The organism is Parachlamydiales bacterium, from assembly GCA_041671045.1.
Lineage (GTDB): Bacteria > Chlamydiota > Chlamydiia > Chlamydiales > JABDDJ01 > JABDDJ01.
This window is the reverse complement of the sequence record JBAZCF010000005.1, coordinates 139469-154946: the sequence shown is the minus strand read 5'-3', so window position 1 is coordinate 154946 and position 15478 is coordinate 139469. Positions and strand designations below refer to the sequence as shown.

General features: G+C 43.9%; 7 protein-coding genes. 5 read left to right on the top strand and 2 right to left on the bottom strand.

Annotation, left to right across the window (positions count from 1 at the left end):
- Positions 1-7: 7 nt before the first annotated feature.
- Entirely contained in the window at positions 8-451 is a 444-nt protein-coding gene (locus WC222_07550; protein ID MFA6916236.1) for an Asp23/Gls24 family envelope stress response protein, read from the top strand.
- A gap of 45 nt (positions 452-496) precedes the next feature.
- On the opposite strand, the gene pyk is transcribed toward WC222_07550, so the two are convergent.
- Positions 497-2257: a pyruvate kinase gene (gene pyk / locus WC222_07545; GenBank protein ID MFA6916235.1), complete on the bottom strand. Its 1761-nt coding sequence runs from the start codon at positions 2255-2257 to the stop codon at positions 497-499.
- A gap of 221 nt (positions 2258-2478) precedes the next feature.
- Between pyk and WC222_07540 the strand changes: the two genes are divergently transcribed.
- The 3 genes from WC222_07540 (at position 2479) to WC222_07530 (ending at position 6784) form a co-directional block, all read left to right on the top strand.
- A complete protein-coding gene (locus tag WC222_07540) occupies positions 2479-3189 on the top strand; it encodes a hypothetical protein (protein MFA6916234.1) in 711 nt (236 codons plus the stop codon).
- Positions 3190-3360: 171 nt separating this feature from the next.
- Positions 3361-6324, top strand: a complete 2964-nt coding sequence (locus WC222_07535) for a hypothetical protein (protein MFA6916233.1) — start codon at positions 3361-3363, stop codon at positions 6322-6324.
- A complete protein-coding gene (locus tag WC222_07530; GenBank protein ID MFA6916232.1) occupies positions 6311-6784 on the top strand; it encodes a hypothetical protein in 474 nt (157 codons plus the stop codon). Before WC222_07535 ends, WC222_07530 begins: the two co-directional genes overlap by 14 nt.
- An 84-nt stretch (positions 6785-6868) precedes the next feature.
- Here the strand turns inward: WC222_07530 and WC222_07525 are convergent, their stop codons facing one another.
- Positions 6869-8983: an SUMF1/EgtB/PvdO family nonheme iron enzyme gene (locus WC222_07525; GenBank protein ID MFA6916231.1), complete on the bottom strand. Its 2115-nt coding sequence runs from the start codon at positions 8981-8983 to the stop codon at positions 6869-6871.
- 186 nt (positions 8984-9169) lie between these two features.
- On the opposite strand from WC222_07525, the gene uvrA reads away from it, so the two are divergent.
- Positions 9170-14851: an excinuclease ABC subunit UvrA gene (uvrA, locus tag WC222_07520; GenBank protein MFA6916230.1), complete on the top strand. Its 5682-nt coding sequence runs from the start codon at positions 9170-9172 to the stop codon at positions 14849-14851.
- Positions 14852-15478: the final 627 nt, after the last annotated feature.

Below are 15478 nucleotides of genomic sequence, written 5' to 3'. Positions count from 1 at the left end.
TGAAGCTATGCAAGAAGAAAGCAAACGTTATTCTCCTCCCATTGATAAAGAATTGGAACTCCCTGAGACGGTTTTTATTAGGGATATTGAAAATAAGGTTTTTCAAGGCATTGTATTACAAAGCCTTGCAACAATTCCCGGCATAACATTGCTCGAAGGAAATTTCATTGATACCATTTTCAATCGCGGCAGCGTGGAAGGGATAAAAGGAATATCTACAGAGCAAGATAATAAATCCCATTCGATTAGTGTGAAGATCGAAGTCAATATTAACTTCGGCATTAGCATACCTGAGAAGGCAGAAGAGATTCAAACAACCATCACTCAAGAACTTACACACCTTACGGGTTTGCATGTTTCCTGCGTACATGTTGTCTTTAAAAACATTACGCCCGTGAATACCACCAAAAAAGCTATCACAAACGAAGCTTCCTCCGAAGAATGGCAGTAGAGTGTGAAGTGCAGCTTTGCTGCACGCTTTGAATCGATTAAAGATCTATAGAACAACGCCCTTGAATACCAAGGCCCTAACCGGGTCGAGGGTCACAAGTTGTCCTTCTTTCAAAATGCGAAGCGCATCGTCAGCTCTAACTAACACCGGTTTTTCCATTTCTTTTGCTACTTCAACCAAATAGAGTTCAGAATCTAAATCGTCGATATGATTCTGTAATACAATCCCACGCGCACCCGCGATGAATGGTAAGTATTTCTCGTTACATTGTGTTAATACTACAATTTTATCCGTGAAACCATACTCAGGCTGGGAATCTGAATCTAAAACCATAGCAACGTTGCCGTAAACTTTCCCGCCATGTCCAAAATGCCCTCTTACTAAAACATTTCCCACGTTCTCGACTATTATCGAATTTGTCGTCCCTTCAACACCGAAAGGTGAACCGGCGGTAACTACTGCTAAATCGCCATAAGTGATGTAGTTTTCTGCTAATGCTAAAGCGCTTATTTTGCTGTACCCGTCAGATAAGCTGTCGATCCTGTCCGCAATTGCCGGTGTCACTCCCCAAAAAAGGGCCATCTTATGATAGGTATTGATATCGGTGGTCATTGCTATAATAGGCTGACTAGGGCGTAAGCGGCTTATTAAACGCGCGCTAGCTCCACGTGTTGTAAAAGTAAAGATACACTTTGCTCCGATACTATAGGAAGTCTTTACAGCCGCCAAACTAACCGCTGAAGGAACGTCATGATAGACCAGTCCACTATGCAGATTGAAGTATGCCCTGTTATCAAAATCCTTTTCTGACTCTTCGATAATACCCCGCATCATATTCACTGTTTCTACCGGATATTTGCCTATAGCTGTCTCTCCTGACAACATCACTGCCGAAGACGCATCATAGATAGCATTCGCTACGTCCGACACTTCAGCGCGTGTAGGACGCGGGTTCTGTATCATGGATTCTAGCATTTGAGTTGCAGTGACAGAGACTTTTCCTGCTAAGTAACACTTACGGATCATCATTTTCTGCAGCTTAGGCACTTGACTGAGAGGGACTTCCACTCCTAAATCTCCGCGGGCAATCATAATCCCGTCAGAAACTTGCAAGATGCTATCGAAATTTGTCACCCCTTCATGATTCTCGATTTTAGCAATAACGAATATTTCGCTTTTGCCAAAATCATGCAGGATCTTTTTCACTCCCAGCACATGTTTAGCTGAGCGGACGAAAGACGCTGCAATGACATCAATATTGTTCTCACAGCCGAATCGAATGTCTTCAATATCTCTGTCAGTAACTGCAGGAAGGGAAAGAGATACATTTGGGACATTAACCCCTTTCTTGGAGCGCAAAATCCCGTTATTTTCAATTTGTACAACAACGCCATGCGATGATGTTGACAATACGACAGAACTGATGTAACCATCATCAAAAAGAACTTTGACACCGGGTTCTAAATCTTTAAGAATGTAAGGAGGATCAATGTGGACTTGTTCTGCGTTGCCTTCTACATTTTCCGCGGTGAGAAGCCACAGCTGCCCTTTTTGAAGCTGTACTTGGTCGTCTTTTATATTTCCGATACGTATTTCTGGACCTTTGGTGTCCAACATTATAGCCAAGGGGACATTACGCGTCTGACGAGCTTCTTTAAGCATGTTGATAGAATGGAGATGCTGCTCGTGTGTGCCGTGGCTGAAATTTAATCTGGCAACGTTCATGCCTGCATCAATGAGGCTCAAAATTTTTTCCAGCGAGGCTACCGAAGGACCTATTGTACAAATAATTTTTGTGCGGATCATCTCACTTTTTCCTTTTACCAGGCGGAGTGCTTAGCAATTCCATAATATTCATAATATATATATATTACCTAATCTAAAAGAATCTTGTCGCAGGACAATAACTTAATTTCCTCTTTGTAAGATAGTTTTTAACAGTGCACTCTCTTTGACATGCCTTTTCTCGAATTGACGAACATTTAACGATTTAGTATAGAAAAATTTTTGATCATCAAGGTAATTCCATGAAGAAAATATCCGTCTTTTTAAGCTATTTTTTCCTCTTCATCCCCTTCATGCTCCACGCTGAAATCGTGAATATTGCCGTACGTTGGGATGGCAAAGCCTGCAGAGAAAACTGTAATATGCAGCTGGAAAGAGGCTTTAAAAGAATGCCCGGCGCTGTCGGTTTAGATGTTGACTACAAGAACGGCTTTGCAACAATGCGATGGATGCCTTTATCTAGATTCCAATTTCAGAATATTGCATTAGTCTTACGCCCTCCCGGCGTTCAAGCGCTAGATGTCACTATGACTGTACGCGGAACAGTCACTAAGACCGGAAACCGTGTAACTCTAACTTCGATCGGCGATGAAACAGCTTTTATACTAGTTCCTAAACCTCCGGAAAATATTAAAACTAAACCGAATCTAAATAACTATTCTGCTACGGGCCTTGACCCCAATCTATTACAAGTCTTAGATAATAGCGAAAAAGGATATTACGTCATAACCGTTACAGGGAAACTCCTATCACCGGAACAATCGCCGCCTAACTATTTAGGTGTAGAAAGCATTGTAAGCGATGCTCCTGCAACCAATACACCTCTTAGTCCTAAGGACCGTCTAAAACAATGGCAAGTCGATAGAAATAACACCTCTATCCCTGCTAAGGGGGCACCCCCCTCTAATCCTCCCATTCCTGCCTCACCAAGCAAGGATGGGACGCCTCGATAAAATATATCTGTGAGAGTGTTTATTAGGCCATAAGCTCAAACACCCTCAAGCGCGCACTAAACTCAATAATTTGACTCATAGAACAATATTAAGGCAAGACCGCTGCCTTGCATAAGACAGTTTGCAAAACAAATATTTCTATTGGCTCGGGCCAAAAATATGAGGTTGATTATGTCTTGGGAAGGTGATTTAGCATCGACATCACAAGAGCGTCTGTTGCACGTGACAATGGATACTTGCACTAAGGAAGTTGTTATAAGCAACTCCACCGGCGTGGCTCAGTCCATGCTGAAGCATCAAAGATCCGTTTCCCATTCAAGCGCACTCACACATACATTAAAATGGGCAAACGAAAAACAAGCTTTGTCCATTGAAAATGCAAGTCCTCCTCCGGCTACTCCGTCCCGCTTATCCCATTCAGAAGGAAGTAAGGATAATTTCCTTAACGAACGAAAATTGCGTTGCTTCTTTTCCAAAGTCACAAAAGCAGCCGGCAGAGGAGTCATTGGGTCATTTAGTGAGGTCCCAAGACATACCTCTAACGAAATAAATCAATGGATTGCTGAAGGATACTCCACACTTCAAATACTCCATGATAAGATCAAAGAACAGCCTTGGCGTCAAATTGCGTCGGTTGGACATCCGGCCTTAATGGAACAGTTGATAGCCCTGCAAAAATTACTGGAAAAACCTCCATTTATTAGTGCTCCCTATCAAGCAGAGTTTATTTTGAAACAAGCCTTGATTCTAGCTCATCAGGCCACAGCCATTTTCTCTCCGGATGAACTGGTGCATAGAAGCTTGGAGATCTCCTTCTGTGAATTAGGAAAACTAATTTTTGCTGCTGACAGATCACCGGTAACACTTATTGAACGTGTGAAACTTTTTCAAGGTAATAGCCTTATAGAATGGCTTAGTGATAATGTCCAAAACGTGATTGACCAATCAAAGTTAAAAATTAAGCAAAACTGCCAAAAGCATCTTTTCAGCGGACTTCAATCTCCGGATCTGGCAAGACGCAATAAACTAATAAAAGAAACATCCGATCTTCTGCTACTGCAAGATGGTACTATTAATACAGGTCTTATTCATATTGTAAGCGAGGAATTAGTCAATTCCGACATGGAATTGCAATTGAAGATGAACCTTTTGCAGTCTACTCCCAAATTACGTTCTATCGTGAATTCACTCAATCCAACAACACTTCACCAGCCTATCCTCAATACCCTTAATGATAGAGGCTTACACGAAAACTCTACCTCTCAAAAAAGGAGCGCAGCCTTCACCGCCCTGACAGCTCTATTTTCACATCTGCGGCAAGGAAATGAAGGGTCATGCTTTGCAACCTTCCTAGCAATTAATATGCTTGCCTCCAGGCCCGTAGAATGTGCGGAAGACTTTATCGAATTGCTGCAAAAAGGCTACCTCACAAAATATTGCGACGGGATATCCATACAATTCCCCTTTATTCCTTCGTCCTATTCAGAATCTATTGATAAGAATGTCTTGGTCACTCATACAGGTCAAGGTTTGCTCCCCGATGGAAATAAGCCTTATTTATGGGATTCTCCCGGACTGCAGTCTGCTGCGTATGCTATGGGGATCAAAGATGTTAAATCAGCTATTGAGGCTTATTTACAACAGTTATCTGCTAAAACAACAGTAGAGCTTCCTCTTACAGTGAAACCCCTTGATATCATCAGGTCGTTCAGTGTTAGTCCTGAAATTCAATATAAAGGGATTAAAGCCTTTGAAGAGGAAGAAACATCTCCTTTGCTTATGGCATGGGTTAGCTCAATTGCCGGAATGGCAGAGGCAAATGAAAGCGGCATTTTGAAATCTACCGTCATTGTAACAATACTTACAGTGCTTATTGAGAATATCCATAAGATCACACCCCCCTTTCCTAAACCACTAATTGAATTATTTAATGTGTATTTGAATGACGAGCTCAATAAATCCTTACGATTTCTGTACGACAGATCTATTGATAATGCGAGCATCGGGAACGATCAACATTCTAAAAAAGGGGGCTTTGTCCTATTTGATAGAAATGATTCGATTTCTCCCGATAAATGGACAAAGATAGACTCTTCGGAGCTGTTTAACGCATTGATACAAAAACATGCACTTCTTGTGCTGGCCAAGATCAAAGAACAGGGGAATATGCGTGTGATACAATGGCTAGAGCTTTTTACTGTGACAGTACAAACCCTGTTTGAAAGTGAATATTTCTTAAATGAAACCATCAAGAATATCAACGTTAGAAATAATCGTTTAAAAAACCCGCTGAAAAAAGTTGATGATCTAAAATATACACCCTGGTTAATACGTGGAGGTAATAACCCCAAAAAAATACTGCAAGTATACTTAGAGTCGAGCCAGCTGCCGACAACTGAAAAGTTCACCCCTCTTTCAGCGCCAAACTTACTGCAGAAAATTCTGCAATTAGGCCAGGCTTGCTCGGAACATAACCACGACCACTCGAAAACAAACCCTTACCTTCTAACTCCGGTCAGGACACAAGGACTACACTCTTTTTCCCTTATGCTAGGACATCCGTCCCTTTTAAAAGGTTTTGAAAAAGGGGCCGACACCAATGCTTGGTTACAAGATTGCGTCCTCAAGCCAGGAAAAACCATCGCAGCAAGCCCTATCGATGCCCAAATGAAAAGGGCACTCATTGACCTCACCTTAAAAAAAATAGTCTCTTCTAAAAATACGCAGGCTTTCCTTGACCAGTACATCACCATACCGCATAACGTAACTATCAAAGAATTCCGCTATCACATTAAAGGGATATTGCAGCGCATACAGCCTAATACATCACGCATCCTGTCGATGTGGATGCGCAAGATAGACACTCATATCTACACATCCCTACAACCTAACATGAAACTCGGCCTTGAGAATAGCGCCGTTCATTTTGCTGACACTAACTGGTATGAAGGCGCACACGACGTCCATTTTTGCTTTGTAGTGAATCCAGGAAATGGAAAGCTGGAAATCTGGGAAGCCATGGATAATGGAAAGAATCTTTCTGCCGCAGACCAGATGGTTTGGCTGCAGGATCACGAATGGGAAATTTATGAACCTTTCTTCTTAGATAAGGAGACTAGCCATGTTAAAAAATAATAGTTATTTGGATCTGCCAAAAAAAATCATCCCCGTGGGATCCCTTTCTTATCTTTGTAAAGGTGATTCCCCCGATAATCGACGTATAGAGGTCGAAGATATCCCTTTCTATTCGCTGAATAAACTCGTGGTAACTTTTCCGGAGCTCATCCATCATCCCGGCGCACTTGCCCGCTGCGCTAATTTTCTTTTTACCGGAGAAACGTTCCGTGTTATTACTGACCCCAACGTATTCATCAGAGAGTATCTTCAAACTAAAGACACCCTAATAGCTACAAAATATGGCAAAGCAAATTTAGCCAAAATGCATGCTCCAAAGTTTATGGGCAATTCTTTCGTGTTCTTTGTTTGGAATGAAGTCAATGATATGGCGTATTGCGTACGTTGTGCTTATCCCTTTATTAATAACCACAATGACATCCAATACAGCCTTTTTATTGAAAAGCCTCTACAGGCTTAAATCCCTTGATACTTATGGCAAAGACATTGCGGTCGATGCGTCCTCTTGTCTTTGCCATAAATTCAAACCTAGCTTGGGTTTGATCTATTCCGCCATAAGGGCTGTACGGAAACCGATACTTGGTGAAAAATCACCCTCAGGCACAGGCACTGCACCTACGATTTCGCCGCCAATGACCGCCCTGTATACTTCGCGCGCTAAATCCACATTGTTCTGCTTCATCCAGTTTTTCTCTACTCTCGAATCATTTTGAGCCACAAACTCTGTGGATGTCCACTCTTTGATGGCCCTTTTTGTAGAAAATTTTATTAGGTGGCTATTATTGGCTCTACACCATTCAGAAGAAGAAGGTAATTTCTTACCAGCCCATTCCGCATAAGCCAGGGCATCCTGATACGAAATACTAGTAATCGGCTGAAGATCCTGTCCCTTAGGAATGCGTCCCGCAGGCCATGCCTTGGGTCTTGGATAGTTTTCCGATTTGACAAACCTATAGTATTGCTTATTTGTTACAGGATACTTATCAATATAAAACGCCCTTGCCGCCTCTTGCGATTCAGGCAAATCACCCTCTGCCGCGCAAGCAACTTCCTGCTCATTGATGAAAACCATACCCGCTAAATCCGGATCATGCGATAGGTCTTGTTCATCATCTTCAATTGATTCTGGGACTATCTTAACAGCAGGGACCTTGTAGTAGCCATCGCTATCTTTGTAACTGTCTGTACTATGTTTTGTGATCAACTCAGAAGGTTGGGTCATAGCCACTAGAGGCTCATCCCTTAATACACAAGACTGCGCTAAAAGCGGTTTCCTTACGGCTCCTCCTTTCGCAACAAAATACTTTTTCTGCTTTTCTTCCAGTGCTGTAAACTGAATTTCATTCTTTACTTCAGTAGGCGATTCCACACTTTGGGCAGCATCGTTTTCTTCCTCTTCGCTGCTTCTTAATGGATCCCTCTTTTTGGGTACGTAAGTTATAGATTCACCAATAAGAGAGATATCCGAAGGCTGAGAGGATATTTTAGCACCAGCAGTAGGATTGTCGACAGGAATTCTTCCCACAACGGTATAATTGGTAGCACCGCTATCCTCTCTTATTGTTGGCACAATCAAATATGTCCCCGTTTCTAAAGCTAGGGAATTATCCCCTTTATTGTCTAAAGGTTTTACCGGCTCATTATTTAAAACAGGTTTTGATTGTACAGGCACTGCAGGGTACACGGGTAAAGGTGCAGAAGGACTCGTACCCCCGGTTTTTGGAATAGGGGCAATAGGTGAACGCCTTTCAGGCATCGCAGGCGGCGTATTCACAGGAAAAATCTCAGGAGCAGCTGTAGACTGCTCCGGAACAAAAAGCACATCTTTTGACACGGACGTGACAACCCTAGGTACGGGACGTGGCTCTTCTGCAGGTGATGTATTTGCCGGTGCATTAACAGTCTTGACAGGAGAAGCAGTTTGACTAGGAGTTATATTATTCTGCTTGATAGGAGGAAGGCCTTTAGCAAATTCTGCTGAATTATGCTTATAGACCCTTATTATATCGCTCCAATTGAGCTGCGTAACTTTGTTATCGCCAGTGATCGTTACAGGTAATGTCTGGCTTTTCAATATTGCTAATGGAATATGCTTGTACTCCCCTTCTTTCGTAAGAACAATTCCATGCAAACCGCCATCATTTATCACATCTACAACGGACAGCAGAGGGAGATCATAATCTTTCTGACCATCGTTAACACTCAATGTCGCATCCTGCAGACGCACCGGTATCAAAGAACCGTCTTTGAATCCTACCATAAACATCTGCGGCCCCTGGGCCGGTTTCACATGCGAACGATTAGAATTCAAATCGATCGAAATGATATCTATAAAAGGGATTTGACGCATTTCACCATCGGAGCCCTTAACTTCTATAGCGCTACCGTCCGTAAAATCTGAGATAAAATTCGTTCCATCGATATTTTCGATGTACATTTTCCATGTGCCTTGGTCAGTGGAAAATTTCACGTTCTTAGCATCTTGAATTCTAAAAGGAACTGATCCGAATGGATAAATCAAAGGAGGAAGAACCGTAAGGTGCCCCTGAATTTTTGATCCGTCAGTTAAATAGATGACATCTTCAACAGGAGTGCTAGGAGCTACATTCTTCTGCGGAGAATAGGTGATTCTGCGTTGGACTATCATAGGTTGAGACATTGGGGCCGCTGTCAACGATAATTCCATTATCATTGAAACCACAAACAATGAACTCAAAAAACATTTTTTCATTTTCCCTAACTCCATATTCTTATTAATCAAGAATTTCTTATATTAGACGTTATAAAATCTGGAAAGTACAAAAGCATTTGGTGTATTATTTTTTTAGGTCTTTGTAGGAGAAATGTGTCTCAGCGCAAAATAATTTTAAAAAACGTAAATGTTCATAACTTAAAATCTATTTCACTTGAATTAGATCATGGCCAGCTCATTCTTTTTACAGGTGTCTCAGGATCAGGCAAATCGTCCCTGGCGTTCGATACACTCTATGTAGAAGGACAGCGGCGCTATATTGAATCCCTATCCACTCAAGCGCGCCGTCAAATGACGGATATGGCGAAACCGGACGTTGAACACACCGAAGGTATTACTCCTACCATCTCGATCGAGCAAAAGACTGCCGGACGGAATCCCCGCTCTACCGTTGGCACAATGACAGAAATCTATGATTACTTGCGTGTACTCTACGCACGCGTTGGCGTTCCCCACTGTCCTGTTAGCGGAGAACCCGTCGCTCCTCAAAGCCGCGAAAGAATCATTAAAACCGTCCAGAGCCTCCCGCCTAAAACAAAGCTGATCATCTTAGCTCCTTACGCCAAGCAGAAAAAAGGCGAGTTTAAAGATGACTTCCAAGACCTTCTGCGCAAAGGGTATACTCGGGCACGTATCGATGGAAAAATGGCTAATCTGGAAGAACCCATCACCCTTGATGGGAATGTCGCCCATACAGTCGAAGTGTTAATCGATAGAATCGTCATTAGCACTGAAAATAACTCCCGCATCGCCGAAGCACTGACTAACGCCCTGCAATTCAATGACGGTTCCTGCATCACCGTTGACGCAGATACAGAAGAAGAAACATTCTACTCGATGCACGCCTTCTCCCTTGCATCCGGAATTTCCTATTCCTCCCTCGAACCTCAAGACTTTTCCTTCAATAGCCCCTCTGGCATGTGCCCTCGCTGTCAAGGTTTGGGTATGGTCAACGAATACATCATTGAGAAAATCGTCGACCCTAAAAAAAGCATTGCTGAAGACTGTTTTATCATCGGAAGCTCATACAACACTGTCCGCTACGGTAACATCTACGACAACCTTGCCCGCCTCTATAACTTCAGCGTACACACACCCTGGGAAAAGCTCCCCCCTAAAGCGCAAAACGTGTTTCTCCAAGGGACTGAGAAGAAGTGGACACGCATGCACCTCGTCCATCCTGACACCGGTGCAACCTGGACAGATCATGTGCAATGGCGTGGAATCCTCTACGAAGCCCATTCGAGATATTCAGAAGCTACCAGCGACTCCTACCGCCGTAAGATGGAAATGCTGATGAGTGAACAAACGTGCCCAGAATGTCACGGAGAACGTTTAAAACCTTATCCTGCAGCAACGCAATTCTGCGGAAAAAGAATCTATGAAATGACCCATATGACTGTCAGCGCATGCTTGGCTTTCTTTGAAAAGGTCAAGCTCTCCCCTTCAGACGAGATCATTGCTGAGGAACTACTAAAAGAAATCAGCCAAAGGCTCTACTTTCTTAATGATGTAGGCCTCCATTACTTAACATTAGATAGAACAGCTCCTACACTTTCCGGCGGAGAGGCACAAAGGGTAAGGCTCGCTTCGCAAATAGGATGCGGACTTGTGGGCATCACTTATATTTTGGACGAACCCTCTATCGGATTGCATCCACGGGATAATAAAAGGCTGATTGAAACATTAAAACGCCTCCGCGACATGGGTAATACCGTCATTGTAGTGGAACATGATGAAGAAACCATCTTAGAGGCGGACCACATTGTGGACTTCGGGCCCGGCCCCGGTGTCAGAGGCGGAGAGATTGTTGTCAGCGGCACCCTTAAAGATCTCCTTAAAAATAAAGATTCCTATACCGGGGCATATCTTCTCGGCACCAAAGAAATCCCCGTTCCTAAGAAAAGACGCAAACCTACAAAAGAAGTGCTAAAGATCCAGGGAGCAGCGCACCATAACCTGAAAAACGTCAATGTGGATATTCCTTTAGGACTCTTTATTGCAGTGACCGGGGTTTCAGGCTCAGGAAAATCTTCTCTTATCACCGAGATACTATACCCCGCCCTAAGCAACGAGTTACTGCGAAGCTCGCTCTCTGTAGGCACTCATAAAGCTTTGCTCCACTCCAACCTTATCGATAAGGTCATCGCCGTAGACCAGACGCCCATTGGAAGAAACCCTCGCTCTAACCCCGCAACCTATATCAAACTCTTTGACGATATCCGCGACCTCTATGCCCAATTGCCTGAAAGTCAGGCGCGCGGATATAAATCAGGCCGCTTCAGCTTTAATGTGAAAGAAGGCTCTTGCCCTCGCTGCGAAGGGATGGGCATGATAAAAATCGATATGGACTTCCTCGAAGATGCCTGGGCAGACTGCCCTGTCTGCCATACACAACGCTTTGATCACGAAACGCTCTCTATCCTGTATAAAGGCAAAAACATCTACAATGTACTGGAGATGGAAGTCGATGAAGCTGCAGAGTTCTTTCAAAACATCCCCCATATCTTCCACAAACTCAACATGTTGCAGAAAGTTGGCCTCGGTTACATTAAAATCGGCCAATTTTCCACAACCCTTTCCGGCGGAGAAGCGCAAAGGGTAAAATTAGCAAAAGAACTTGTCAGGCCACCTACCGGCAAGACACTCTATATATTGGATGAACCCACCACCGGACTTCATTTTCACGACATCAAACACCTGCTTGAAGTCTTGCATGAACTTGTAGAAAGGGGCAATACAGTCCTTGTCATCGAACATAATATGGACGTCGTCAAGACGGCAGACTGGATCATCGACATGGGGCCTGATGGAGGCGAACAAGGAGGCCTTGTCGTAGCAACAGGTGCGCCCGAGAAAATCTCCAAAATGGAGACACCTACAGGCGAAGCCCTAAAGACATCTTTAACTAAGGAATTGCAAAAACAAGCACAAAATATCCTTAAAGAACCTGCAAAAGCCAAGAAGAAAAGAAAAAATACCGCCGAAATTACTTCTATCACCATTGAAGGCGCAGAACAAAACAACTTGAAACATGTCGATGCCGTCATCCCCCGTGAGAAACTAACCATTCTAACCGGTCCTTCAGGTTCCGGTAAGAGTTCTCTAGCTTTTGAAACGATCTATGCTGAAGGGCAGCGTCGTTATGTCGAATCTCTTTCACCTTACGCTAGACAATTTGTTAAGCAACTGCCAAAACCCAAAGTTGCCGGCGTTGAAGGCCTCTCCCCCGCCATCGCCATTGAACAAAAAGTCCATGCCGGCAATCCCCGGTCTACCGTCGGGACAATGACCGAAATCTATGACTACTTAAGACTCCTCTATGCTCGCATCGGGATTCCCCATAGCCCCGAAACAGGCGAAGTCATCAAATCTATCAGCAAAGATTTTGTCGTTGAAAAGATACTGACCCTACCCGAAGGCGAAAAAATACAAATCCTCGCTCCCCTAAGCTTATCACGTACGGTTGAAATCAAAGATGTCATCTTTAAATACCAACGTCTAGGATATCTGCGCGTGCGATTCGACGGCGTTTATTACGATATAAATGATAATGCCCTCCTCGAAAACTATGACAAAAAGCGTAAACACGAGCTCATGCTCATCGTAGATCGTTTGAAAGTCATCCCTACTATCATGGCAAGGCTTGATGAAGCCATTGCATCAGCAGCACAGCATGGTGAAGGCAAACTGATTGTAGCTAAAGAAACCTCCGACCTCTTTTTCAACCTTTCCTTCGCAGTAGAAAGTACCGGAAAGTCCTATCCACCGATCACTCCCCAGACTTTTGCCTTCAACCATGCGGAAGGAATGTGCATGGAGTGTTTAGGCCTTGGCTACCAATATGGCGCCAACCTCGCGCAAGATAATGAGTTCCTCCATTTCTCAACCGCCGAACTCATGAATAAATTTTGGCCCGAAGACACTCATAAAATCGCATGGAAACTCCTTACTCTCTTTCTTGAAGAGGAAAAAATCTCCTGGTCTACACCACTATGCGAACTCTCTACGAAACACCTAGGCCTCCTCATGAACGGGTCGCCGGAAAATAAATTCTACATTGCACCTGAAGGATGGAAATTTCAGTGGCGAGGAATCAATAACGTCTTAGCTAAAGCAGGTAAAAGTGGAACTACCGATGTCCGTGAAATGGTCGTACCTCTCTTAGAAGAACATACATGCCCTTCTTGCAATGGTGCACGCCTTAACCCCCTTGCCCGCAATGTGACAATCCACGACGTCTCCATCGATCAACTCTGCAACCTGCCCCTAAAGCAGGCTTTACTTTTCATCGAAAACTTGAATCTTCCCCAAGCTGAAAAAAAATGGATGGAGGAAATTCAAAGGCAGCTCCTATCACGCTTGCGCTTTCTCTGCGAAGTAGGGCTTCATTACCTGGCTCTAGGACGCAAAGCCCCCACACTTAGCGGGGGTGAGACACAAAGAATCCGTCTTGCCCGTCAGCTCGGCAGCGGTCTTACAGGCGTCCTCTACGTCCTGGATGAACCTACAATAGGGCTTCATCCGCGCGATAACGCACGTTTAAATGCCGCCTTGCAACAACTGAAAGACCTTAAAAACACCCTCATCATGGTTGAACATGACCCTTTGACCATTGCAACAGCAGACTATATTCTAGACTTCGGACCCCACTCCGGCATTCATGGCGGACACATCACTGCCCGAGGCACTTATAAAGAGATCCTGCGCAACCCTAACTCCCTTACAGGACAATATCTTTCCGGCAAAAAGGTAATCACTTTACCTAAAAAACGCTCTCATAAATCTACAGAAAATTTATCCATAAAAAATGCCACACTGCACAACCTTAAGAAAATCTCCGTCAATGTTCCCGTAGGACTCCTCACCTGCTTGACAGGCGTTTCAGGCTCAGGAAAATCCACACTCATGCATAGGATCATCCTGCCCGCGCTAAAAAAAGGTATTGAAAGATTCGACTCTATTGACTTAGGAATAGCAATAGTGAAAGGCATTGAAAATTTCGATAAGGTGATCTATATCGACCAAAACCCTATCGGACTTACTAGCCGTTCCGATGTGGGAACTTACGTGGATCTCCTTTCCCGCGTCCGCGACTTCTTCTCCACACTTCCCCTTGCACGTACGAAGGGGCTTAAAGGCAAAAACTTCAGCTATAACCACCGCCGCGGAATGTGCACTGCCTGCTGGGGTATGGGCTATAGGAAAGTTGAAATGCACTTCCTTCCGGCTGTAAGAGTAAAATGCGAAGAATGCCAAGGTCTAAGGCTTAACCCTGTCAGCCTGGAAGTAACCTACCAAGGCAAGAACTTTGGACAGTTCCTCAACTATACTGTCGATGAAGCCAAAATTGCTTTTGAGAACCACCCACGCATAGTCCGTATCCTGGATACACTCATCAGCGTCGGACTCGGCTACCTTAAAATCGGACAAGAAATGGCATCACTCTCCGGGGGGGAAGCTCAAAGGATAAAACTTAGCCGTGAATTAGCTAAACGCTCTTCGGGTAAAACTATCTACCTGCTAGACGAACCCACAACCGGGCTGCATAGCGACGATATCGATAAACTCCTAAATGTCCTTAACAAACTTGTCGATAAAGGTAACACGGTGCTGGTCATCGAACATAATTCCGACGTTATCCGTAATGCCGACTACGTCATCGACCTAGGTCCTGATGCAGGCGACGAGGGTGGACAGGTTGTCTTTACCGGTACACCTGAAAACCTAGCAAAATCCGCTCAATCGCTTACAGGTAAGTTTCTTGCGAAGTGATGGAAAAATGGTACCTTAGGAAAGAAGTTTACTTCCCGTTTCATATGCATAACTGCGAAGCAGTCTTTTGCCACGAAGCGGCTACATGATGTTAGCCATGTGTGAATTTCATATGCATAACTGCGAAGCAGTCTTTTGCCACGAAGTGGCTACATGATGTTAGCCATGTGTGAATTTCATATGCATTACTGCGAAGCAGTCTTTTGCCACGAAGTGGCTACATGATGTTAGCCATGTGTGAATTTCATATGCATTACTGCGAAGCAGTCTTTTGCCACGAAGTGGCTACATGATGTTAGCCATGTGTGAATGAGCGAAGCGAATGAACGCATGGTAAAATTCAGCAAAAAATTGAGCCACGAAGTGGCGACACCACTGAGTCACTCTAACCCCACCTTAAAGCTGCCACCACTTCGTGGCAAAGTACTGCTTCGCAGTTAAATGTACTGCGACAATTCCTTGTTATTGAACACATTTATTTTCTTAGACCTTTTGAAAATAAGATGTTGCAGTCGTTCAGACTGCATATACGTGCTTAAACTATACCTAGGGAGATGACCTAGGTAACTGAATGCCTCTCTATGTAGTCTGAAGGACTGCAATAATCTGAAGATAATCCAATTATCC

Excerpts from the sequence above, each read along its gene's own strand:
- WC222_07550 (MFA6916236.1), top strand. The coding sequence starts at position 8 with ATGCAAGAAGAAAGCAAACGTTATTCTCCTCCCATTGATAAAGAATTG.
- pyk (MFA6916235.1), bottom strand. The coding sequence starts at position 2,257 with ATGATCCGCACAAAAATTATTTGTACAATAGGTCCTTCGGTAGCCTCG.
- WC222_07540 (MFA6916234.1), top strand. The coding sequence starts at position 2,479 with ATGAAGAAAATATCCGTCTTTTTAAGCTATTTTTTCCTCTTCATCCCC.
- WC222_07535 (MFA6916233.1), top strand. The coding sequence starts at position 3,361 with ATGTCTTGGGAAGGTGATTTAGCATCGACATCACAAGAGCGTCTGTTG.
- WC222_07530 (MFA6916232.1), top strand. The coding sequence starts at position 6,311 with ATGTTAAAAAATAATAGTTATTTGGATCTGCCAAAAAAAATCATCCCC.
- WC222_07525 (MFA6916231.1), bottom strand. The coding sequence starts at position 8,983 with ATGTCTCAACCTATGATAGTCCAACGCAGAATCACCTATTCTCCGCAG.